General features: G+C 40.2%; 18 protein-coding genes. 10 read left to right on the top strand and 8 right to left on the bottom strand.

Annotated features, from left to right (window positions below; genetic code table 11):
- From KO529_RS21345 to KO529_RS21335, 3 genes are read right to left on the bottom strand one after another with little or no spacing between them, the layout of a single operon-like run.
- Positions 1–2,445: a hypothetical protein gene (locus tag KO529_RS21345; RefSeq protein ID WP_215949887.1), complete on the bottom strand. Its 2,445-nt coding sequence runs from the start codon at positions 2,443–2,445 to the stop codon at positions 1–3.
- A gap of 55 nt (positions 2,446–2,500) precedes the next feature.
- The gene (locus KO529_RS21340; protein ID WP_215949886.1) at positions 2,501–3,313 is read right to left on the bottom strand and encodes an HpcH/HpaI aldolase family protein; all 813 of its coding nucleotides are present in this window, start codon (positions 3,311–3,313) and stop codon (positions 2,501–2,503) included.
- Positions 3,314–3,351: 38 nt separating this feature from the next.
- Positions 3,352–4,317 carry a D-2-hydroxyacid dehydrogenase gene (locus KO529_RS21335; RefSeq protein WP_215949885.1) on the bottom strand — a complete coding sequence of 322 codons (966 nt, stop codon included), beginning with the start codon at positions 4,315–4,317 and terminating at the stop codon, positions 3,352–3,354.
- Positions 4,318–4,990: 673 nt separating this feature from the next.
- Here KO529_RS21335 and KO529_RS21330 point away from each other — a divergent pair.
- From KO529_RS21330 to KO529_RS21295, 8 genes are all read left to right on the top strand, one after another.
- The gene (locus KO529_RS21330) at positions 4,991–5,809 is read left to right on the top strand and encodes an alpha/beta hydrolase (RefSeq protein WP_215949884.1); all 819 of its coding nucleotides are present in this window, start codon (positions 4,991–4,993) and stop codon (positions 5,807–5,809) included.
- A gap of 111 nt (positions 5,810–5,920) precedes the next feature.
- The gene (locus KO529_RS21325) at positions 5,921–7,060 is read left to right on the top strand and encodes a glycerate kinase (protein WP_215949883.1); all 1,140 of its coding nucleotides are present in this window, start codon (positions 5,921–5,923) and stop codon (positions 7,058–7,060) included.
- 30 nt (positions 7,061–7,090) lie between these two features.
- Entirely contained in the window at positions 7,091–8,329 is a 1,239-nt protein-coding gene (locus KO529_RS21320; RefSeq protein ID WP_252734506.1) for a Tm-1-like ATP-binding domain-containing protein, read from the top strand.
- Between the two features lie 86 nt (positions 8,330–8,415).
- On the top strand, positions 8,416–9,276 hold the full coding sequence (locus KO529_RS21315) for a phosphoenolpyruvate hydrolase family protein (RefSeq protein WP_215949882.1): 861 nt from the start codon (positions 8,416–8,418) through the stop codon (positions 9,274–9,276).
- Positions 9,277–9,283: 7 nt separating this feature from the next.
- On the top strand, positions 9,284–9,697 hold the full coding sequence (locus KO529_RS21310) for a cupin domain-containing protein (protein WP_215949881.1): 414 nt from the start codon (positions 9,284–9,286) through the stop codon (positions 9,695–9,697).
- A 76-nt stretch (positions 9,698–9,773) separates the two neighbouring features.
- The gene (locus KO529_RS21305; protein WP_215949880.1) at positions 9,774–13,115 is read left to right on the top strand and encodes a PVC-type heme-binding CxxCH protein; all 3,342 of its coding nucleotides are present in this window, start codon (positions 9,774–9,776) and stop codon (positions 13,113–13,115) included.
- A 174-nt stretch (positions 13,116–13,289) separates the two neighbouring features.
- Positions 13,290–14,753, top strand: a complete 1,464-nt coding sequence (locus KO529_RS21300; RefSeq protein WP_215949879.1) for a potassium/proton antiporter — start codon at positions 13,290–13,292, stop codon at positions 14,751–14,753.
- Positions 14,754–15,125: 372 nt separating this feature from the next.
- Complete coding sequence (locus KO529_RS21295; protein ID WP_215949878.1) at positions 15,126–16,244, top strand: adenylate/guanylate cyclase domain-containing protein; 1,119 nt, start codon at positions 15,126–15,128, stop codon at positions 16,242–16,244.
- Positions 16,245–16,379: 135 nt separating this feature from the next.
- Here the strand turns inward: KO529_RS21295 and KO529_RS21290 are convergent, their stop codons facing one another.
- The 5 genes from KO529_RS21290 to nirB form a co-directional block, all read right to left on the bottom strand.
- On the bottom strand, positions 16,380–16,757 hold the full coding sequence (locus tag KO529_RS21290) for a DUF7009 family protein (RefSeq protein ID WP_215949877.1): 378 nt from the start codon (positions 16,755–16,757) through the stop codon (positions 16,380–16,382).
- Positions 16,758–16,862: 105 nt separating this feature from the next.
- Positions 16,863–18,707, bottom strand: coding sequence for a sensor histidine kinase (locus KO529_RS21285; protein ID WP_215949876.1), 1,845 nt, complete (start codon positions 18,705–18,707; stop codon positions 16,863–16,865).
- Positions 18,708–18,737: 30 nt separating this feature from the next.
- Positions 18,738–19,325, bottom strand: a complete 588-nt coding sequence (locus tag KO529_RS21280) for a DUF4202 domain-containing protein (RefSeq protein ID WP_215949875.1) — start codon at positions 19,323–19,325, stop codon at positions 18,738–18,740.
- Positions 19,326–19,349: 24 nt separating this feature from the next.
- The gene (nirD, locus tag KO529_RS21275) at positions 19,350–19,727 is read right to left on the bottom strand and encodes a nitrite reductase small subunit NirD (RefSeq protein WP_215949874.1); all 378 of its coding nucleotides are present in this window, start codon (positions 19,725–19,727) and stop codon (positions 19,350–19,352) included.
- A gap of 91 nt (positions 19,728–19,818) precedes the next feature.
- Positions 19,819–22,335 carry a nitrite reductase large subunit NirB gene (gene nirB / locus KO529_RS21270; RefSeq protein WP_215949873.1) on the bottom strand — a complete coding sequence of 839 codons (2,517 nt, stop codon included), beginning with the start codon at positions 22,333–22,335 and terminating at the stop codon, positions 19,819–19,821.
- Positions 22,336–22,461: 126 nt separating this feature from the next.
- Here nirB and cobA point away from each other — a divergent pair, with 126 nt between their 5' ends.
- A complete protein-coding gene (gene cobA / locus KO529_RS21265; RefSeq protein ID WP_215949872.1) occupies positions 22,462–23,229 on the top strand; it encodes a uroporphyrinogen-III C-methyltransferase in 768 nt (255 codons plus the stop codon).
- 206 nt (positions 23,230–23,435) lie between these two features.
- On the top strand, positions 23,436–24,854 hold the full coding sequence (locus tag KO529_RS21260) for an MFS transporter (protein ID WP_215949871.1): 1,419 nt from the start codon (positions 23,436–23,438) through the stop codon (positions 24,852–24,854).
- Positions 24,855–25,065 lie beyond the last annotated feature (211 nt).

The raw sequence follows: 25,065 nt of genomic DNA, 5'->3' as shown, positions 1-25,065 counted from the left end.
TTACTTTTTCTTTAATTCATCTTGGTTTATAATCCAAACTTCGGAAACTTGGGATCCCCGTTCCCCCTCTCCACAGCTCCATTCCAGTTCCAGAATTCCGTCCTCTAAAGCATTGGCAGGAACTTTAAACTCGTATATGGGCTGGTCTCCGGTGGTGATGTAGTCGTGTATCATTATGTTCTCTGCCATCAATTTAATTTTTGAACGAAATCGCCCTGTATAACCTACCTTAATTAAATAGGAGCCATTGGGATCCAAATCGGGGTACACCATTTTTAAAGGTTCGTCATATAGGGCCGTAACTTGGTTCATCCAAGATAGGGGAGTAGTATGGCCGTCAAAGCCTACCGCCGTTATCTCGTGTACCCATTCTTCACCTCTCAGGCCAACCCCAAAACCGACCCTTGGCGATTTCAACCCACCTGGGTCTTCTTCATAGCTATAATTGGAAACTACCCTGTTCCAACTTCCTGCTGTCCCAAAATTATCATAATATCCACCGGGACCCGGGTTATTCCGCTCCAATAAATTGGCTATTGCTTGTAATTTATCGGCTTCATCCCCGTGCTTTTCGATTATGGAAAGCTGGTCCAACAGCCACATACCATCGTTCAAGGGAACATCAATATTATCTATAAAATTTCCTCGCCCAGCAGCGGCAAAGTGTTTTTCTACCGTTAATTGGGCGCCTATACTTTCAAATAGATCATCGGCCAAGGTATGGCATCTATTTTTCCATTCGGGCATAACAGGTTGCAACTTCGCCATATATAAGGTCGCCTTGGCTTCCTCCATTGCTTTAACTGGCCCCAAAGATTTAGCAGCAGACAATATTTCCCTCGCCTTCATTTCCAATTCTGTCTCATAAATCAACCTTCTGTATTGATAAGCGTCGAAATAAGCTCTTATGAGTCCCATTTGGAAACGAAAATTACCCAAAACTTCCTTTGTTGCATTTTTTTCCAGATCCTGCCACTGCTGCAAGGTTCTAATTACACCATCGTTGGTAAGTAGGGGACCTTGAAGGTTTCTTTCCAAGGCCTTTAATCCTTGGGACACAGTCTCAGTATATTTAGGACCAATAAAATAGCGCGCATAATCCCGTAAAGTTTCCATAACAGGTGTTTCGGGGTCCCAATCCTGGTCGCTCCATATCATTTTATTTACATCATCATTGGTACCTTCGGAATAACTTATACTTCCCTGTGCATATTGGTCAAAGGCATTATGGATTATTTTTTGGTCATTAGGCCTAGGATTAATACACTCCCTCCCTAGGGTAATGGCATAGGCCAAATCCCAATGTGGTATAGGATATTGACTGCTCAGACTATGGGTTATATCCGGGTATCTTCTTATAGGAATTCCCGGATTTAGGCGCTCCCTAATTTCTTTGAACGGCGTTTTTATCCACGGTCCAAATACAATACCACCAAACCAAGGGTACTCTTTGTTTACATGCTCATAAAAGCTTTCGAACCAGGCATTGGTGGGCCTAAAAACCTGAGGAGAAACCCATATTTTGGCATTTGGATGGTATTCGTGCAGCACTTGGGCTTCCTTTTCCAGCCAATTGAACAATTCATCCGGCTCCAGATCCCCGGGATCCCCACCCGGGACAAATAGGGCATCCAATCTGGGCACGGCTTTGAATACCTGGCGGCGCTCCTCAATTTCCAACCTCAAGGAATCGGGACTTGTATAGTCCGACCCTAAATTGGGATACCACATCCAAACATCCATGCCATATTTATCACAGATTTTAGATTGTTCCGCTATCATTTCAATTGCCGGGATCTTCATATGTACACTAGTGAAGTCATCATCGGTGCGGGGAGGCATTATTTCAATACTATTTGCTCCAAATATTGCCAGATCCCTTATATAATTATCGAATTGTTCCACAGAAAATGCGTCATAGGAATTGGTCTTTGGTCTATATCCCAATTGGTGACCCCGTATTGGAAAGGCCGGACTGGAAGCTATATTCAGACCAGAAGGCAGAAAAATTTGTCCCTGGGATATCTCCAATTTTCTTAAAAGCTTTCCGACCCCATATAGCACACCTCTGGAATCCTTCCCTACCACGAGGACTACATTTCTTTTGGGAACTACTACTATTTTATAACCTTCCGCCTTTATTTCTGGCATAGTGGCCAGGTACTGCCTGTATCCTAATGGTAATTTATCAAGTTCCTTTTCAAGTCCAATAACAATAGCACTTTGGGCTTGTTTCGGTATTTTATTTCCCTTAGACAATGCAATGCTACTCCTTTTGCTTATTTCCTCCTGTAAAATAGTGATGGCATTTAGGACCAGGGGATCCTTCTTTTCCAAGCTGATTATTTTAGCCTTGCCCAAATCGATCATTTGTCCAAAAAGGACAGATGGATTAATGAAAACAAACAGAATTAAGAATGCGGATAGTTTAAAAATTCTGTTCATATAAATTAATTTAATTATCTAATTATAAGACATTTAACACATGTTAACTGTATTGTTATATGGCCAACTCGCTGCCGGCTGACAAATTGTGGCTATCGCCTACTGCCTTTTTAATGTTATTAAGATCCTCAGAAAGTTTTTGACTAAAAAGTCGCATATCCGAACTGTGCAAAACAATATTGGCACCTTCCTTGACATATTTTATCTGATACTCCGGATGGGCGGGAAAATGTATTCCTGCAGCAAGCCCTTTTCCCCTTGCCTTGTGTATTATTTCTTTCACCGCCTTTTCAAAATCGGGGTGATCATATTGTTCCGGTAGACCCATATTTATGGAAAGATCATGAGGACCTATAACGATGCCGTCCAAACCAGGTACACTAAGAAGCTCGTCCAATCTCTGAACCGCTATGGTACTCTCTATGTTTATCAAACACAAACTGTCCTGATTGAAGTTCTGCAAATAAGATTTTAATACTGTTGATAATTCTTCCTTTCCGGTAAGCACATTTTGAAGTCGCTCACCCTTCAAGGGTCTATATTTGGTAGCACCTACTATTTGTTGTACTTGACCTATATTTTCGATATATGGGGCCAGGACCCCAACAGCCCCTGCATCTTTGGCCATACATGCCGCATAGGGGTCAGGACTTGGTATACGAACAATTGGATCCATACCATGAGCGCTATACACCTGACATAGAAAGGTAAGCTCCGTTCTGTCCAAGGGAACATGTTCGGTATCCAGAAAAACAAAATCCAAGCCAGTGCCCTTTACTACCTTGGACCAAATAGGGGAAGTAGACAGAATACAGGTCCCGTAGATATTTTGGTTGTTGCTTAGTTTTTGTTTGAGGTTAAATGGCATTGGTTAGTATTTAGTGTTCCTTGTACAGTGATATATGATTAATTATTTACCACATTTATCGGGTTCCCCTTTATAAAAGCTTCTAAATTTTCAAGGGCCGTATTCAACAATCTATTCCTCGACTCTTTTGGGGCCCAAGCAATGTGCGGGGTTATGATACAGTTACTGGCTTTTAGTAATGGATTGTCCCTATCAATAGGCTCTTTAGAAACTACATCTAGGGCCGCACCGGCCAATTTTCCATTGTCCAAAGCTTCTTTTAAATCTTGCTCAACGATCAATTGTCCGCGAGAGGTATTTACAATCATGGCTCCGTCCTTCATTTTAGAAATATTGGAAGTGTTTATAATACCTTCGGTTTCCGGGGTAAGTGGACAATGTAAACTTATTACATCCGATTTAGCCAAGAGTTCATCCATATCGACCTGTTTACACGTGTTGCTCTCCAGTTCAGGTTTCTTTCTACTCCCAGAAGTCAAAATATTCATTCCAAATGCCTGGGCCAATTTGGCCGAAGCTTGTCCTATTCTCCCAAAACCGATAATGCCCATTGTTTTGCCATCCAATTCTATAAGCGGATAGTTCCAGAAACAAAAGTCCTTGCTCTTGGACCATTCTCCTTCCTTAACGGCACGATTATGATCTCCTACATGATGGCACATTTCCAAGAGGAGGGCCATGGTCATCTGCGCCACTGCCGTTGTTCCATAACTGGGTACATTAGTGACCACAATACCTAATTCTTTGGCGGCATCCACATCAACGACATTGTAGCCTGTGGCCAACACCCCAATATATTTTAACGAAGGTACTTTATCCAAAACCTCTTTGGGCAAAGGTGTTTTGTTGGTAAAAATAATCTCTGCATTTCCTATGGCTTCAATAATTTTACCGTTTTCGTATTCCGTTCGGTCATAGATAGTAAGTTCTCCATATTTTTTAAGCTTCTCCCAACTAAGATCTCCTGGGTTTAAAGTGTATCCGTCTAGAATAACAATTTTCATATCTTATTCACTAATTAATTTATTATCGATAATTATTACTTCACAAAAATGGTCCCAAAGCTTTTTATTGCACCTAAAGTTAGGAGAGAAATTACTTTTTATTTCCGCCCAACAACCAATTTTGATATAAACTATACCTTTAGGTAAATAGAACCAAATAACTGGTTATTAATTATTTTATTAAATAATATTATTTTTTGTACGATACAAGCGTATTTACCGAAACGCCCACCAATTGTCCAATAAAATATACAGCCAAAGGTCAAGGATGATTAAATTGTTGCCTGCACTAATTACACTTTTTTTAGTCTTATTTAAGCCTAATCAATACAACGAACCTATCAAAGAACACCCTGTGTTTCCTACAAATATAAAATATATAGTGAGGGTATACTAGCCTATATTTTATCCAATTCAGATTAAATATTGACTTTCCCGCTATATAATCGATGATGGGCTTGCACGCCACAAGGTTTAATCAATTCGTTTATTCCTATAGGTATAACACCTTACAATCTTGAATTACTTCAAAATGATTCATTTCCGGTCCAAAAAGTATCAATTCTGAATCTATTATTGTTATTTACAGAGAAAAGGATAATTTTTTTAATCTGTTTTTATGATATTAGAGGAATATTCATAACCAATAACCAACCTAAACTGAAGTTAAGCCATGAGAAATCTAGTAATTTACATGTTTGTGGCAGTATTGCCACTGTATGCCAATGCTCAGGCCCTTAGTTATAAGACTGTAGAAAACGTATATTACTACGATTCCCAAACGGCAGATCAAACTTCGTATATGAAAGAAAAAAGTCTGTTGGATGTCTATTATCCTGAAGGGGATCACAAAGTCCCGGTGGTTATCTGGTTTCATGGAGGAGGTTTAACTGCTGGTCAAAAGGAAATACCATCTGCTTTAAAGGATAAAGGATTTTGTGTGGTCGGAGTAGGGTATAGGCTTTCCCCAAATATAAAGGCCGAAACCTGTATTGCCGATGCTACTGCAGCCATTGCTTGGGTATTTAAAAATATTGATCGTTATAATGGCGATCCCAGTCAGATATTTGTCTCCGGACATTCAGCAGGAGGTTACTTGGCCTTAATGGCCGTTATGGATAAAAGCTGGCTTAAGAAATACAATTTAGATTCCGATCTGGTCGCAGGACTAGTGCCCTTTAGTGGTCATACCATTACCCATTTTACGATAAGAAAGGAACAAGGTATTCCGGGAGAACAACCTATAATTGACAAACTAGCGCCCCTATACCATGTAAGAAAAAATGCACCACCTACCTTATTAATTACCGGAGATAGGGAAAAAGAGATGCTGGGGCGTTATGAGGAGAATGCCTATTTCTATAGGATGATGAGAGTTGCCGGCCATCAGGACATTACCCTTTACGAAATGGACGGTTACGGACATAATATGACGGGACCGGCATTTCCTTTATTGGTTGATTTTATAAAATCCAAATCGAATGTGGACTAGAAAGCCTTGATATTTAAAAAAATGGATATAATTTTTCACGTGCCAATATTTTGTACATTATTCCCTTGTATTTATGAGTCAAAAAAATAACCTGGAGCCAATCAGCATATAATGAAAATCGTAATAGCCCCTGATTCTTTTAAGGAATGTTTATCGGCGCAGGACGTGGCCACCCATATAGCCATAGGAATCCGAAAGATAACACCTAATGCAGAAATCTTTGAAATCCCGATATCAGATGGGGGTGAAGGCGTACTTGAAGCGCTTATAAATGGGGTTGGTGGCCGTAGAATATCAGTTTCCGCAATGGATCCCCTTATGCGTCAATTAAAAGCTGAATACGGTATTTTGAAGGATGGAAAAACAGCCGTTATTGAGATGGCCAAGGCATCTGGATTGGAATTGCTTAAAGAACATGAAAAGAACCCTCTTATAACTACAACCTTTGGTACGGGACAATTGATAAAGGATGCGTTAAATAAGGGGTGTAATAAGATAATTATCGGTATCGGTGGAAGCGCCACCAATGATGGGGGAGCTGGAATGGTCAGGGCACTGGGAGCCACCTTCTTGGATGATAATGGTGAAGAGATTCCTGAGGGAGGTGGAAGTTTAGAAAGGTTGAAGAGCATTGACTTGTCCAATTTTGATAAAAGAATTCAAAATTGCGAGGTAATCGTTGCCTGTGATGTATCCAATCCCCTTACCGGTGCAAATGGTGCCTCCATGGTTTATGGTGGCCAAAAAGGCGGTAGTAAGCAAGATTTGGAGTTCTTGGATAGTAACCTTGCCCATTATGCCAATAAAATTAAGGCCACCCTTAATATAGATGTTTCCGAGATTCCCGGAGCAGGAGCTGCTGGTGGCACCGGTGCCGGATTAATGGCATTTTTGAACGGCAAACTGGTAAATGGAATAGAATTAATTCTACAGACCATAAAAATTAAAGAATTTATAAAACAAGCCGACCTGGTCTTTACCGGCGAAGGTAAAATAGATGGACAAACCCTGCATGGCAAAACTATTTCAGGGATTGCTGCAATGGCAAAAAAACATGAGGTACCTGTAATTGTGCTTACTGGAAAAATAGGGGAGGGAATTGAAGAAATATATAACATAGGTGTCAGTGCCGTATTTTCCATAGTAAATCAACCTATGGATTTAAAGGAGGCTATAAACCAAGCCCCTGTGTTAATTCAGGACTGTACCAAAAATGTAATGTCCGCCATTATGTGTTTTAATAAGGATTAAGATCAACGGATTTATATAACAACAAAGACTTTGGAACACTATAAACAATCTTCATTGGAAAGAAGTATTATTATGGTTGGTTGCTTCGATACCAAAGGTGAGGATTTTGGATATCTATATACTTGCTTAATACAGCACGGGGTAAATGTAGTTACCATAAATACAGGTGTAATGGGCTCTACTGACTTATTCCCTGTACATTTTGAGGCTGAAGAGGTAGCCAAAAGAGGTGGAATTACATTATTCGGGTTACGTGCCCAAAAAGACCGTGGTAGGGCTATTGAAGTTATGGGAATTGGTGCAGCAAGTATAATTGAAGATCTTTTTTCCCAGAATAAAGTGAATGCCGTAATTGGCATGGGCGGCGGCGGCGGTACTTTTATAGCTCTAAAAGCTATGCAGGTTTTACCATTTGGTTATCCAAAATTATGTATTAGCACATTGGCTACGAAAGACTTGTCCGCACATATTGGGAGTAAGGACATTACACTTATGCCTTCCATTGTAGATGTCGCCGGACTAAATAGCGTTAGTAAAGTAGTAATTCGTCAGGCGGCGGCGGCGATTACCGGGATGATGAAGACCTCGGTTTCAAATAACGATAAGCGGAAGAAATCCATAGCCATTAGTGTTTTTGGAAACACTTCCCTATGTGTGGACAAATGTTCTGAATTATTGAAATCCAAAAGATTTGAGGTGCTGGCATTCCATTCCGTTGGTGTTGGAGGCAAGACCATGGAGGGATTAACATTGGATGGTTACTTTGACGCCATATTGGACATTACCACCACCGAATTGGCAGATGAACTTTGCGGTGGAATATGTAGTGCAGGACCGGACCGTTTAACCGCTGCTTCCAAAATAGGAATTCCCCAAGTTGTAGTACCCGGATGTTTGGATATGGTAAACTTTGGCCCCATGGATACCGTACCAAAAAAATATAAGGACCGACAATTATTCAGCTGGGCTCCCGATGTAACCCTTATGAGAACCAATGAGGAAGAAAACAGAATTCTAGGAAAAATAATGGCCGAAAAACTCAACAAATCCTTGGCCCCAGTCACAGTACTATTCCCAATGGGAGGGATATCCAAAATTGGAAGGGTTGGAGAAGTATTTCACAATCCGGAAATAGACCGGGAATTATTTAATTCCATTAAAAGCAATACCAATAAAAATATTAAGATAATTGAAGTTCAGTCGAATATAAATACTGAGGAATTTGCGGTGCAGGCCGTAAAATCCTTATTAGAAATAATGAAAGATTAGAATGTCGATAACAAATCGATTCAGTCGAAGGACAATCGAATAGGAATATTAACCAAAATCAACTAATCAAAACAAAAAAGGAAATTATGCCAAATCCATGGACAGGGAAAGGAAACCCCTACACAAAACAAGAAGTTAGAGATAGATTACAAGCAGTAGTAAATCAAAAAAAAGCCATTATTGCGGCCGGTGCCGGTACCGGGATCAGTGCCAAATTCATAGAAAAAGGAGGCGCGGATTTAATCATTATCTACAACTCGGGCAGGTTTAGAATGTCCGGACATGGTTCAACGGCAGGTATGATGGCCTATGGGGATGCCAACGCCGTGGCCATGGAAATAGGGGAATTTGAGGTTTTGCCCGTGGTGGAGGAAATTCCTGTTATCTGCGGTGTGCATGGAAGTGATCCCCGAAGAAGGATGTGGCATTTCTTGGGAAAAGTAAAGGATATGGGATTCTCCGGGGTAAATAACTTCCCAACACATTCCATCATTGATGGTCATTTTAGAAATGTTCTTGAAGAAACCGGAATGAGTTTTCAAAAAGAAGTGGATATGGTAGATTTGGCCACTAAAATGGACCTATTTTCTATAGTTTATGTTGGTAAACCGGAAGAGGCCGTACAAATGGCCGATGTGGGTGCCGATGCCATAATTGCACATGTAGGGACTACAGTTGGAGGATCTATAGGAGTCACCAATGCCTCCGCATCTATGGACGATGCCCTGGAGCGCACCCAAAAAATTGTCGATGCTGTAAAGAAAGCAAATCCCAACGCATTTTTATTGGCGCACGGCGGACCAATAAATACCCCTGCCGATGTAAAATACGTTTTGGAACATTGCAACGGTCTTCACGGCTTTGTTGGCGCATCGTCCTTGGAGAGAATGGGGATAGAACAGTCATTGACCAACTTGACCAAAGAGTTCAAAGCACTGACCCTATAGTTTGTTTATGGAAAGGAATTGGAAATTTGTCAAAGGAAAAGATCAGATGTTCGAAAGGGCCTTCGGGCGGGATCATCATTGGCATTATCATCCCGAAATTATAAAACAGGCCGACTCCTATATGGTAAAGGTGGTGATGCCGGAAGGAGGGGGACACAACTTTCACGTTCACCCCGAAATGCATGAAATTCTATATGTACTTAAAGGTACGGCTGAACAATGGATAGAGGATGAAATGCAATTATTGGAGGCAGGTGACTCCGTTTACATCGGTGCCAATGTTGCACACGGTACTTTTAATGCCGGACAAGGGGAATTGGAGTTTTTGGCTATCCTATCCCCTCCGGAAGGATGGGAAGCGGGTACTGTGGATGTAAGTGAAAATGCACCTTATTCAGAATATCGTCCACGGATCGAATGATCTAAAATTTAATCTTTTTCTTGAAGCTATCTCATTTGCATTTGGCTGTAGTAATTTATAATATAAAATTTTGAAAATGAAAAATGTAACCGCTTACCTTTCAATGTTATTGTGTGGAATGGTCCTTTTATCCAGCTGCTCCGGGGAAAAGGAACCGCCCCCTCCGTTGACCTACACTGGGGAGAATCCAAGGGTTCAGGATCCATTAAGTCCTGAGGATTCCCAAAAGCATATTCAGCTTCCGGAAGGATTCAAAGCAGAGTTATATGCCGCAGAGCCCAATATTATTAACCCTATTGCCTTTACTTGGGACGAAAGGGGCAGACTGTGGGTGGTACAGTCCAAGGATTATCCACATGGACTGGCCAATGATGTTGGTGGTGATAGAATTACCATCTGCGAAGATACCAATGGGGATGGCAAGGCCGATAAATTTACCGATTATGCTACCGAGCAAAATCTAACAACGGGAATAACCTTGGTAAAAGGTGGGGCAATTGTGTCGCAAGCTCCCAATATGGTTTTTTTGGAAGATACCGATGGGGACGACAAAATGGATAAGAGTACTGTTCTGTTCGAAGGTTTTGGAACTTGGGACACTCATGCAGGGCCATCCAATCTGCGTTATGGGGTTGATAACATGATATGGGGTTCCGTAGGTTATTCCGGTTTCGAAAATCAGTTTCAGGGCAAGCCTGTAGAATTTAAAATGGGCGTTTACAAATTTGCCAAGGACGGTTCCTATTTTGAACCTGTAGGGCAATTTAACAACAACACCTGGGGACTTGGTTTTAACGAGAATTTTGAGATATTTGGTTCTACCGCCAACAATAACCATTGTTGTTATGTTGGGATTCCCCTAAAACACTACAATTATTTAAATAAACTACCGGCTTGGGCGGTCAATGCCGATTTTATCCAAGGGCACTATGAAATTACCCCTGTAGGTACCATTCCGCTACAACAAGTAGATGTCCGTGGAGGTTATACAGCAGCTGCTGGGGCCAATTTCTATACCGCGCGAAACTACCCGGAGGCCTATCAAAATCAAATGTATGTTTGCGAACCTACCGGTCATTTGGTGCATATTGCAAAAATAGTCAAGGATGGGGCAGGGTACAAAGAGGTCGATGGCGGCAATATTTTTGCCAGTACCGATGCTTGGACAGCACCAGTTTTCACAGAGACCGGGCCAGATGGGAATTTATGGGTAGCGGACTGGTATAACCCCGTAATCCAGCATAACCCCGATAAGCGTGGAATGGACAACCAGATCTGGAACGCGGATAAGGGAGAGGGCAACGCCCATAAAAATCCTTTGCGCGATTATGGCCATGGTAGGATCTACAAAATTACCCATGAAGATGCTGATGATCCGGATATCACTTCTTTGAATCCCGAGGATTATAGGGAACTTCTGAAGGCCCTAAAAAGCGACAATATGTTCTGGAGAACTACTGCTCAGCGTATTATAGTAGAAAATAAAAAAGTATCCCTTATTCCGGATTTGATCAAATTGGCAGCAGACCATAACAATATTGATAAAAGTGGTCTCAATACCGGTGCCTTACATGCCCTATGGACTTTAAAAGGCCTAGGCGCACTCAACGGCTCCAATGCCGCCGCCAACGAAGTGGTCGAAAAAGCATTGACCAGTAGTCCCTATGGGGTTAAAAGGGCCGCACTGACCTTATTGCCTTCAACCAAAGAAAGTAGTGAAATCCTTGCGCAATCAGGCCTTTTAAGTAGTACTGACGCACAGATCAAGCTTGCTGCGGTACTTCGTGCGGGGGAATTGCCAGAATCCAACGCCTTATATGCCGAAATAGAAAGGTTATCCCAAGATACGGCCAGTACTTCTGACAAATGGCTCAATGCTGTTATAAAAATTTATTTCAGGGAATTGAACTTCCAAGAGGTAGATCCTTCAACAGTAGTTATGGTAATACCCTCGGCGGAAGAAAAAAAATCTACATGGAATTATACTACTGTCGAGCCTGCCGATAACTGGACGAAATTGGAATTCGATGATTCCGATTGGAAAAAGGGCGCTGCCAAATTTGGAGGCGACAATATGAAACAGGTGAGCACTCCTTGGAGCAGCTCTGATATTTGGATGCGGCAAGAATTGATCATTAATGATGAAATTACGGAACCTGTTATTAAAATAGCCCATGACGACGATTATGAAATTTATGTCAATGGTCAACTTATGATATCGGAAACCGGTTCCAGTGAATCTTATAAATACATAAAACTGGACAAGGAGAAAGGTGAATTATTCAAGAAAGGCAAGAATTTAATTGCCGTTCACTGTGTTAATACTGGTGGAAATCAACATATTGACTTAGGTATAGGCAAGGTGGGCAAAATTAAGGCCGATGTAACCTTTGTACTCAATACGGTAAATCAGGAAATGGCTTATGATAAAAAGACACTTCACGCCACTGCCGGACAAACAATAGAGATAGTCTTGAACAACAAAGATCAGATGTCCCATAATTTGGTAGTCATCCAACCCGGTAGTCTGGATACTTTTGGGGCCATGGTAGATGGGTTTTTGAAGAACCCCGATGCTGAAAAAATGGGCTATGTGCCAAAATCAAGATATGTGCTGGGTGCAACGGATATGTTGACACCAGGGGTTACGGGGTCCGTAATTTTTAAACTTCCGGACACTCCGGGAATATATCCCTATGTCTGTACTTTTCCAGGGCATTGGCGAATGATGCAGGGCGTAATCGTAGTAACAGCCCCAGGGTCCTACATTTCCGAAAATAAGGATGCCCATAAAATTTCCGCAATGGGCGGTGGTGGTTCCCATGACTTCCTTAAGTTTTTTGGTATAGCAGATGGGGAAATCCTTAGTGAAGGTGGGAAAAACACAGTAATCTATACCGAGAATTCAATGGAATTGGGAACCTTGCTTCCAACTACAGATGTGCTATTACTTAGCAACAACAAACCTTTGGACAAAAATACCGGAAATACCATTATGTCCCGTGTAAACGCGGGGAAAATGAATATGCTCATCTACCATCCAAGTACCTGGTATAATTGGGAGGACTGGCCGGAATACAACAAAACCTTGGTTGGCGGGGGATCCAGGTCCCATGAAGATCTACAGGAATTTGAAGTAAGGGTCCTAAAGCCTGATCATCCTATAATGAAAGGCGTGCCCTCCAAATTCAGGATCGTGGACGAATTGTACCGATGGGAAAAGGATCCCGAAGCTGAAATAGAGGTTCTAGCGGTAAGTAGAGGCTTAAAATCCGGAGAAGAATATCCCACGGTATGGATCGTAAAACATCCAAAGGCGAAAATTGTCGGGAATACTTTAGGGCATGATGAAAGGGCCCACGGGCACAAGGCCTATCAAACTATTTTAAAAAATAGCGCGGATTGGGTAGAAAACTAGTATAGAAAAAAATCGTAATTCAGACATTATCGGTGACTAAAGTGGGGTTCAAGAGCACGGAAGAATATTATAGGTGAAATCTATAATACTGTGGATTTAAATCAATATTCGATTTTTATTACAATCTTTAATAAGAACCCTTATTTTTACGGAAATACAATTTAGTTCGGCATAATGAATTTAACCATAGAAAATATAGTCTTAGTCGGTTCAATACTTCTTTTTATAAGTATAGTTGTTGGTAAGACTTCCTACAAATTTGGGGTCCCCACCCTGTTGCTCTTTTTGGCTATTGGAATGTTGGCTGGTTCCGATGGCATTGGGGGAATACGTTTTGACGACCCCAAAATTGCCCAATTTATTGGAATTGTATCCCTTAATTTTATTTTGTTTTCCGGGGGACTGGACACCAACTGGGAAGCAGTTAAGCCCATTCTTAAGGAAGGTCTGGTCCTTTCAACCTTGGGCGTTTTACTTACTGCACTGTCCTTGGGCACCTTTGTTTGGTTGATAACCGACTTCACCATATACGAAAGTATGCTGCTGGGTTCTATTGTATCCTCCACGGACGCGGCTGCGGTATTTTCCATTTTGCGATCCAAAAGTCTCGCCTTAAAAACCAATCTTAGACCTACCTTGGAATTGGAAAGTGGTAGTAACGACCCTATGGCCTATGTATTGACCCTTGCTTTCTTGACACTGGTAATTCATCAGGACCAAAGCATATTTTCCATTATACCTTTATTTTTACAACAAATGATTTTAGGCGGAGCAGCAGGTTTCGGTTTTGGAAAACTGAGTAAATATATAATCAACAGTATTAAACTCGACTTTGAAGGGCTCTATCCCGTATTGGCAATAGCACTCATGTTTATTACATTTTCTGCAACCGACTTTGTTGGTGGAAATGGATTTCTGGCCATCTACATATGTGCTGTATATCTTGGCAATCAGGATTTGATACATAAGAAAACTATTCTAAAAATGTTCGATGGGCTGGCTTGGTTAATGCAAATTGTACTCTTCTTAACCTTGGGCTTACTGGTATTTCCTTCACAAATTATTCCGTATATAGGAATAGGCTTACTTATTTCGTTATTCCTCATTATTGTAGCCAGGCCTCTTAGTGTATTTCTTAGTCTGATCTTTTTCAAAATGCGGATGAAAAGACGATTTTACATTTCATGGGTCGGTTTACGTGGAGCAGTACCCATCGTATTTGCTACTTACCCTCTTTTAGCTGGAATAGACAAGGCAAATATGATTTTTAATATTGTGTTCTTTATCTCGGTAACCTCTATTTTAATTCAAGGAACTACACTCTCCATTGTAGCTAAATGGCTGGGAGTTGCCATACCGGAAAAAGCAAAAAGATTAACAACAACAGATCTCTTGTTTTCCGAAAACCCCAAGACAATTATGAGAGAAATTGCTGTAGGCACTGATTGCTATGCGGCAAACAAAAAAATTGTTGAATTGGGTTTCCCCAAGAATGCCATAATTGCCATGATCAAAAGAGGGGACAAGTATATTACCCCAAACGGATCCACCGAAATTAAAAGCGACGACACCTTAATTGTTCTTGCCGATCAACAAAGAATCATAGACGAAGTATACAAAACCCTTAGGATAAATTAGTACAATTTTTCAAATTCTTCCATGCTATCTCCTTCATAACCCGTTTTGTTTCCTATACTAGAATTATAAGGTAATTACCACATACTTATGTGATTGCAGCATACCTATATCTCCACGAAATTTGCACCAAAATATTGTGACATGGGAACATCTAATTTATATAGGTTCCTGGTACTATTCAGAAATCCTAAAGTTTTTTATTTAATCATGTGCTCATGAATACTCTGGGAGACATAGATAAAAAATGTCCCACAATATGTTGAAACTTTAAATGTCTGGAAAGGTTTAATTGGATAACTCCAGTACTTAATAGACGTAGCCAGAGTCTGGGCAAATAATTTGGTATGGAACGATAATTAAAGTGGGCAAAAAATGAATAAGCAACTTAACTCCTACAAACCCGGTGCAATAAATATGCATAAGATTATTACTATTGCGGTTTGCTGGATACTTATTCAATTTCTCCTTTACGTAAACGAATACTCCAATGTCAGTAATTTAATAGAATTAAAAAAACTTTCCGGCACCTATGAGTTTTGGCCCGGATTTTTTAATTCTCTGCACATTCATACCCTTAGTGGTATAATTGGTGGGTTTATCCTTGTAGCGGATATGCCGTATAAAAATAAGCAGCGACTTTTAAAGTATGGGGTATTGGGATACGGACTACTATTTGTTATTTCCTACCTCACCTTGTTTTCCTGCATTTTTGTAATACTTTATGCCTATAATTTATTTTTATGGGATGTTGACATAGCCTTCTTCCATACCCTAAATACCTTGAGCCCTAAAATAAAGGCGATGTCGTTTTTTGTTTCAATAGTGCTATGGGGAATACTTGTGTCTATAACACAGTTTATGTCCAATATAAATGAAATACTAGGGAAAGGAATTCTATGGAGATTTATTTTAGGACACTTTAATAGTCCCAAGGAAGAGGAACGCATATTTATGTTCCTGGATTTAAAAGGGGCTACCACCATAGCAGAGAAAATGGAAAGCAAGTTGTTTTTTGAAATGCTCAAAGAAGTATATTACGACATTTCTACGCCCATTGTAGAAAGTGATGGTGAAATTTATCAATATGTTGGGGATGAAGTGGTAATTACATGGCCAATGGAAAAAGGATTAAAAAACAACAACTGTTTGATGAGCTTTTTTAGAATAGAAAACAAGATTCAAGAAAAACAGCTAAAATATCTTAATAAGTATGGCGTAGTACCAAGTTTTAAGGCAGGAATGCATATAGGTAAGGCCACGGTAGGCGAAATTGGCGTAATCAAAAAAGAAATTGTTTACTCTGGAGATGTCCTTAACACCACTTCCCGAGTGCAAGACCTATGCAATTATTTCAATGTTAAAATTTTAATTTCAAACACCTTGTTGCAGTTGTTACAACTTAGTGGAAAATATATCAATATCCCCATAGGGGAAATAAGCTTAAGGGGCAAGGAAAATAAAATCGTACTAAGCACAATTGCACAAGTTTAAATATTGGTAGAAATTAAAGATGGAATAATCAATTTTAGGTGTATAAAACCATATTCGCTTACCAACAAGAATTAATATTTCCCCTGTCCAACATTATGGCGTACAGCGATCCTATAATTTGGTCCGTATAAGTTATTACACCTCTTTTTTGTCCATCAAAGGATTAGGGTAATTATCGGATTGATCTTCTATGGTTTCATCCAAACAGACAAAATCCTTTTCCAAAAGTAGAAATAGCTCCTTGCCCTTTTCCAAGGCCATGGTATGTTGAAATCCAACACGATCACTTTTTTTCCAAACCAATTTATCCTTTTCGGGAAGGTACATAATGATGGTGTCGTTTTTAAAATCGGCTTCCAGATGGGAAATATTCTCCTTGCTCCGCAATACATATTTAAAGATGTGGTCCTTAAACTCTGTCTGCTCCTCATAGAATCCAACGGCACAAAATGTTGCTACCTCTGACTTGGTTAGTCTATAGCGTATTGAGTTTCCTTTTATCCTTATTTTCATACTAAATTTGGTTTAAATAACTTCTTCCCTTGCTATAGGTTCCATTACTTTGCCTTTGTTGCGAAGTCGATACAACCTAAAGAAAAGTCTGGATTTGGGCAAAAATTATTCCTCTGCGGCCATTAATTCCCCACTATCAGTTTTATAATTAATGGTTACTCTGGTACCTTTACCCGGAATGGAATTAATAAAAAGACGCCCGTTGATATAGTTCATTCTCTCCTTCATAAAGAAAAGTCCCATTCCTCCTTCGCTTGTATTTTTGGGTACCTTTCCCAATATGGAATCGTCAAAGCCTTTGCCATCATCGTCGATGACTACACTTAAAACATTGTCATTATAATTAATGGTAACCAAAATATAATTGGCCTCGGCGTACTTTATGGCATTATTCACCGCTTCCTGTACTACCCGATAAATATTGGTTTCTGCCAAGGAATTAAAACGAATGTTCTCCTCTGTCTTGTTTTCGAAAAGTATATTTTTACCGGTAAGCTTGGAGAGTTCATGGGTCATTTTGTGCAAAGCGGGAAATATACCATGATCACTCAGCTCAGGAGGGGTGAGGTTAAAGGTGGCCGTGCGAACCCCTTTGATCAAATCACTGGCAAGACTTTTTATGTATTCTATCTTTTCGGCCGTTTTTTCTTTATTGGATAGATTGATCGATTCTATATTAAACTTCAAGGCCGTAAGCATTTGTCCAATGCCATCGTGGATATCTTTGGCAATTCTTTTACGCTCTTCTTCCTGACCTTCTACAATCTGGCTAGCCTGCAACTGCTTTTGCCTCATGGTCTCCTCATAATTTTCTTTCGTCAATTGGGCAACTTTCAATTGATTCTTTTTCCTTTCAGTAATATCGGAACACAAAATTAAAATAGACTGTTGGGCAGATTGGTGCATTGGAATAATGGACATATCCAACCATAACGACTCACCTTTGGTTGTTTTTATCTTTATTTCCTCGGTCCTTATATTCTTTCTATTGCTTTTCAATACTTCCATCAAATATTGTTGTTGCCCTTCATCCGTGGTCAACATTTCGTACAATGGCTTATTTACATCCTGATCGTTACGCCCAAGGAGTTCATTGAACTTTTTACTTATAAAGACAACATGGCCATCTTGCTTGGCGCTTGCGAAAAGGGCGGCATTGTCTATCACGAAATTTAGTTCTTGTAATTCCTGAAGTGATTTTTCCTTTTCATTGAAAAGTTTTTTTATTTCCTGCGCACTTTCCTCAGATTTCTTTTGGGTGATCATCAAATTTTTGATGGTATTTCTAATTTGTACGGAAAGAGGTTTAAAGATGAAAAATATCTCCAACAACAATATCAATAGTGAAAATGCCAATAAGAGATACTCCTTGAATTTTAAATTTTGTAGATGTGTTTTGCTAAGGGCATCATATTTATTGACAATGGTATCCATCATCGCCAAAAAGGCACTTTCGTTTTTTAGGACGGCATCAATATTCGACTGATTTGGAATGGAATTTCCATTTTCCTTATAATCACTCAAAATATGCTCTACTGCACTAACCATAGCATTGTAGTGCGGGTCTATATTTTCAAAAAGGACTTTTACCTCCTCTTTTTCTGCCTGTGAAATACCCATGGCCATATCACCAAATTGCAATGTCTGATGGGCGTTCTTCCATACCGATAGGGTTTCACCCAGTTCAGTAATAACCTGTGCCCGCTGTGAAGCCTCCGAGCTTTCCTTTAACAGAAGTACTTCTTTTGTCAATTTTTGACTGTAGGCCCTTTGTCTCCCCGCAATGTTGATTACTTTGGAATCATCCAATTGCGAATTTAAATGATTTTGGATAAGAATTTGGGCAACAATGATACTCAAGGCAATAGCGGCCAATGCCAATAAATACCACTTCCGGATCCTTTGAAAGATGGCAGTATCCAGGGGAGCTAGGTATTTATCGTCGTTCATTTCCTAAATGGTGTTGCTCAAAATTAGACCCTATTCCTTGAGGGCTTTGCCTATTAAATCCAGGGATTCCTTGGACAAGGGTAGTTTCAATGCTGCATCATGACCTTTTTTGGACATTTTTCGCCATGTTTTTTGAAGGATATCAATCAATTTTTCCTCGGGGTATTTATGCGAAAATGGCTCAAAATAGAATTCGAGGAATACTAGACAAATTACATCTTCCAAGGTCTGTGTCTCTGCCTTCTTTTTAAGTTGTTTCTTTTCGAGCAAAAAGGCTACCATATCTATCATTTCTTGATCATAGCCCACCTCCTTAAGAATGGCACCGGCCTTCTTTGCATGAAAATTTTTAAGATCCTGCCTCCATTTTAAATAGCCCGTCCTGTTCATTTCATAGGATTCCCTAGGAATTTCCCACCTACAGATATGTTGACATCGAGCCGTAAGCTGCAGGGATTCCGGGGCCTCAGGATCGAATGTATTTAACTTCTCTGTCATTCTCATGGCGTACAACAACTCCTTGGGATACTCTTTGCCCTTCCAAACTTCCACATTGGGATCATTCGCATTTGCTTCGTCAAATAACTGGAAGGCTTTTTTTAATTTTTCTGAGGCCATAATTATCGTTGGTTTTTCCCAAAGCTATTCAGAAAAACCAATATAAACAAAGTCGCCCTCTATTTTAACCGGATATGTTGCTATGCGGTTCAAATCCCCATTGAGATGCTTTCCCGTTTTTAAGGAAAAAGAATTTTTATGCAGCGGACAGGCTACCTTGGGTTCGCCTTGGTCTTCTCCTATCATTCCGCGTGAAAGTACCATTTCCATTTTATGGGGACATAAATTCTGGCAGGCATACCATGTGCCTTCCCGTGTAAAATTAAAAACTGCAATTTGCATTCCCTTATATTTTACACAGGCGCCACCATTTTTTGGAAATTTTTCTACAGGGGCGGCCTTAAACCAAAGACTCACTTTTTCAGACTCCACTGCTTCGTAAGTGTTTAAAATTGAAATCATCTGTCTATTTTTTTAAAGGTCGTATTGCTGGTTGACCTGTTATTGAACATATTTTTAAATTGGTTAGGTACATTGGGATCCAACCATATAGCTAAACCCACGCTTTGGGCATTTTTTGCTCTCTCAAGGAAACAAATTCAATGTTGTCATCGGTTTCTTCGGTATTTACAAAATGAGTGTATCTTGACCTTATTTCTGGATTTTCAACGGCCTCTTTCCATTCACATTTGTAGGTATCCACCAAATACTGCATTTCGCTGTCCAACTGATCTGCAATACCTAGACAATCATTTATAACCACATCTTTCACATAATCTATACCGCCATCAAGTTTATCCAGCCAAGCAGCTGTGCGGGTTAGGGGAGGAGCGGTTTGTATATAGTACATTAAAAATCGGTCTACATACTTGGTGGCCGTAATCTTGTCTACCTTTTCGGCTAGCAATTGTGCATGCTGTGGATTGGCTCCCCCATTACCACATATATAAACATTCCATCCACCTTCAACGGCTATAAAACCGAAATCCTTGTTCCTGGCTTCCGCGCATTCCCTGATACACCCGGAAACACCTCCTTTAATTTTATGTGGGGAACGAATTCCTTTATATCGGTTTTCGATATCAATGGCAAAAGTTACACTTTCGTCCATCCCATATCTACACCAAGTAGAACCTACACAACTTTTAACTGTTCGTAGCGATTTGCCGTAAGCTTGGCCCGTTTCAAAGCCCTCCGCAATCAATTCCTCCCAGATAAGGGGTAGTTCATGCAATTGGGCACCAAACATGTCTATACGCTGTCCGCCTGTAATTTTGGTATACAGATCGTATTTCTGTGCTATTCTACCTATGGCCAAAAGCTGTTTTGGGGTAATTTCACCGGCCGCAACCCTAGGAACCACCGAATAGGTTCCGTTCCTTTGAATATTGGCCAAATAGCGGTCATTAGTATCCTGTATAGTTGCCTGCCTATTGGCCCTTTCATTATAAATACTAGCGAATATGGAGGCCACAGCAGGTTTACAAACTTCACATCCATGTCCTTTTCCAACCTCGTCCAAAAGCGAATCGTAGTCCTCAATTTTCCTAAGTTTTACAAGATCGTAAAGTTCCTGTCTGGAATATTCAAAATGCTCGCAAATGGACTCCTTAACCACTTTTCCAAGGGATTTAAGGGTTTCCTTTACCAAATCGTCTACCATTGGTTTGCACCCGCCACAACCAGTGGTAGCCTTAGTGGCTTTGGAAATTGCTTTTACACTTTCGTTACCATCATCTTTTACCGAGCAGCATATTTGTCCTTTGGTAACCGCTTCACAGGAGCATACTACCGCTGTATCCGGTAGGTCCATGGCGCTGCCAAATGACATATCCTCACCACCGCGACTTCCCAAAATAAGATTTTCAGGATTTTTGGGCAAGGGCATTTCATTGAGATACATCTGCAAGAGCATGTTGTAATCTTTGGCATCACCTACCAAGATTCCGCCCAGAAGCCTTTTGCCGTCATGACTTACATTAATTCTTTTATAAAGACTTTCCGTTTTGTTTTCAAAAATGATAGAGTGACCTTTTTCGGCCGGCATAAACGGAGTTCCAAAACTGGCCACATCCACACCTATCAATTTAAGCTTGGTAGACATATCTATTTCTGCTGCCATCACAGTCTGCTCCACGCCAAGAATTTGATCCACGGCAACACCAGCCATTTCATATCCAGGGGCAACAAGACCATAGATCATTTGGTTGTAAAGGGCAATTTCTCCAATGGCAAAAATACTGGGGTCCGAAGTTCTCATTTTATTGTCCACGACTATTCCTCCTCGGGTACCCATTTTAAGACCGCAACTTTTTCCCAGTTCATCCCTAGGTCGTATCCCTGCTGAAATAACCAACATATCAACGTTTAGGACATCGTCCTCCCCAAATTCCATTCCTATTACATGACCGTTGCCCAAAATTTGATTGGTAGCTTTGCTCAAGTGGATATTGATTCCCATGGATTCCAGTTTTACCTGAAGCACCTTGCTACTTCTGGTGTCCAACTGTCTGGGCATTAATTTAGGGGCAAATTCTACCACATGGGGTTCCATACCCATGTCCATAACAGCCTTGGCCGCTTCCAGCCCCAATAGTCCACCTCCTAAAATGGCGGCCTTTGGTTTTTTTACGGTTTTCTTTATTTTGTCCGCATAAGCCAAAGTATCCTCCAAATCTTCTATTGTCCTATACACAAACACTCCGTCCTTATCCACGCCATTTATTTGTGGTACAAATGGACTAGAACCGGTTGCCAATACCAAATAATCATATTTATAGGTCTTTTCGCTTAGTGTGGTTATTGTTTTGGAATTTCTATGAATATCCGTTACTCTCTCATTGGTATAAAGTTCAATGTTATTTTCCTGGTACCATTCCCTTGGAGCCATGGTTAAACGTTCCGCATCACCATTTTCAAAATACTCACTTAAATGTACCCTGTCATAGGCAACTCTTGGTTCTTCTCCGAAAACAATTAGTTTAAAGGAGTCTTGGTCTACTTTGGCGACAAATTTCTCACAGAATTTGTATCCAACCATTCCATTTCCAACTACAATTACGGTCTTCATACGTATACGTTTAAATGTTACGTAGCAATATTACGTATAATTACGTAATTATTATATGTTTTTATGAAAATAAATACGTAGGTTTGTTGCGGAATTCTTAATTGCACACCAAAAAAAGTAGAAATTATGAGTACATCAAAAGACCCAAAAGTTAGTTTAGTCGGTGCTGGTCCAGGAAGTAGCGACCTTATTACAATAAGAGGATACAGAACCTTGGAAGATGCAGATATCATTTTATATGATGCTTTGATAAGCACGGATTTGCTCAAGGATCTAAATCCCGATATTCCAAAAATTTATGTAGGGAAAAGATGTGGCGAGCATTCCCTAACCCAAGAAGACATTAATAAATTAATAGTGGAAAAGGCCTTTAACTATGGACATGTTGTTCGTTTAAAAGGAGGTGATCCATTTGTTTTTGGCAGAGCCAGTGAAGAATTGGAATACGTGGAATCCTTTGGAATACCCGTTACCGTGGTACCGGGGGTAACCAGTGCAATAGCCGTTCCGGCCAGTCAGGGTATTCCGGTAACCAGACGGGGAATTAGCAGTAGTTTTTGGGTGATGACCGCCACAAAACGTGATGGTTCCTTTTCCGAAGATCTAGAACTAGCAGCTAAGTCATCTGCCACAATGATCATATTAATGGGTGTACGTAGATTTTTGGAAATAGCTGGTAAAATTGAAGAACATAGAAATGGACTAACCCCTTTTGCTGTTATACAAAATGGAACTGTTGAGAATGAAACTTGCATAACAGGACTTCTAAAAGATGCAGGCTCACTAGTCAACCAAATAGATATTACACAGCCTGGAATAATAGTGGTTGGGGAGGTAGTAACCGAACATCCGTCCTTTTTTGAAGAGGAAATCCAACGGGCTCTCCACTATTAAACAACAACCTAAAGCCGCTCATTTACAATACTGCAATAAGCTTACCTAATTAATTGCAATTTCACAATCAGAAGCTTAATATATTCTCACCTTCATAAAAACACTACTTATTTCCATTATTACGTAATCGTTATAAGTAATAATACGTAGAAATACGTATTTTTGAATTGTTAATTGAAATAACTAATCCTATAAACAATTCAGTTATGAAAGAATTTGTCTCTGCTAAAGCCACGAAATTAGAACTTTTAAACTTGAGGAGTCTACCAATACGTACATTTTGGATTACCTCCATTGCCTTTTTCATTTGTTTCTTTGCCTGGTTCGGTATTGTACCTTTTATGCCCGACGTGGTTAAAGACTTGGGATTGACACCTACACAAAAGTGGAACTCCATAATATTGGCGGTTTCCGGAACAGTATTTGCCAGATTGCTAATTGGTAAGTTATGTGATAAATATGGTCCCAGATTATGTTATACCTATTTATTGATTCTGGGTTCCATCCCTGTTATACTTCTAGGTTTTGTACAAACACCGCTTCAGTTTCTAATTTGCAGGTTGTTTATTGGTTTTATAGGCGCTTCCTTCGTTATAACCCAATTCCATACTTCCATAATGTTTGCTCCCAATATAGTGGGCACTGCAAATGCTACTTCCGCTGGCTGGGGTAATCTGGGCGGAGGGGCCAACCGTTTGGGAATGCCATTGATCGCAGCAGGAGTTGTTAGTTTTGGAATTGCCGATGAATTAGCTTGGAGATATTCTATGGTAATTGCAGGGGTCATTTGCTTCTCTATGGGACTTATATATTATTTCTTTACCAAGGATACCCCAGAAGGCAATTTTGAAGAATTAAAGTTAGCAGGCAAAATGCCGAATTTAAAGAAAGATGAAGTATCCTTTTTGAGTACGTTGAAGGATTACAGGGTCTGGATCTTGTTTTTAGTTTATGCTGCTTGTTTTGGAATTGAGCTTACCGTGTATGGTACCATGGACGATTATCTTCAGAATAGATTTGGCCTGGATAGATCCACCGCAGGAAATTTGGTATTGTCGTTTGCCCTAATGAATATTTTTGCCAGGACTTTAGGGGGCTATTTCGGAGACTTGTTCGGCAAGTTCCGTGGCTTGCGTGGTAGGGTAGTTTTTCTTGCCCTGATCTTGGCTACGGAAGGACTAATGCTTTCTATCTTTTCAGTGACTACTAGTTTGGTATTTGGTATGATATTTTTAATCGCTTTTAGCCTCACCGTTCAAATGGCGGAAGGCGCCACTTTCTCTGTTGTGCCATTTATTAATAAAAAAGCCATAGGATCCATTTCCGGTATTGTAGGGGCAGGAGGAAACGTAGGGGCCTTTTTGGCCGCCATGTTATTGAAATCCAAATCGGCCGTGGCCGAAAGTGCTGCCATAGCCGCTAACAGTGAACTGGGAGAGCAGGCTGTAAAGGCTGCCCAAACTACTGCTGCCGCTTCAGCTGTATCCAGTGGATTTTTTGTCATTGGAGGATTTATAGTAATCGCAGCCCTACTATCCCTGGCCATTAGGTTTGCAACCGCCGATGAAAAGGCTGTTATTGATGAAACCAAGGCCGAACTTTTATTATCAGGAGTCGATAAATAGAAAGAGAAATGAACTAATGTTCCTGTTGTGACATTTTACCCAAAACAAATCACACTAATAAAATTTATATCGGAATACGGAATGGATAATTGGAATTATTTCATTCCGTAGTTCTGATGAAAATATAAAATATGCCATAATAATTCTTCACATGAGCTAGGTGGATCAATGGCAAATCACTCCCAATATTCACTGGTTCGACTCCTAAAAA

It is taken from the genome of Arenibacter algicola, from assembly GCF_018860365.1.
Taxonomy (GTDB): Bacteria; Bacteroidota; Bacteroidia; order Flavobacteriales; family Flavobacteriaceae; genus Arenibacter; species Arenibacter algicola_B.
This window is presented reverse-complemented; position numbering and strand designations above follow the sequence as displayed.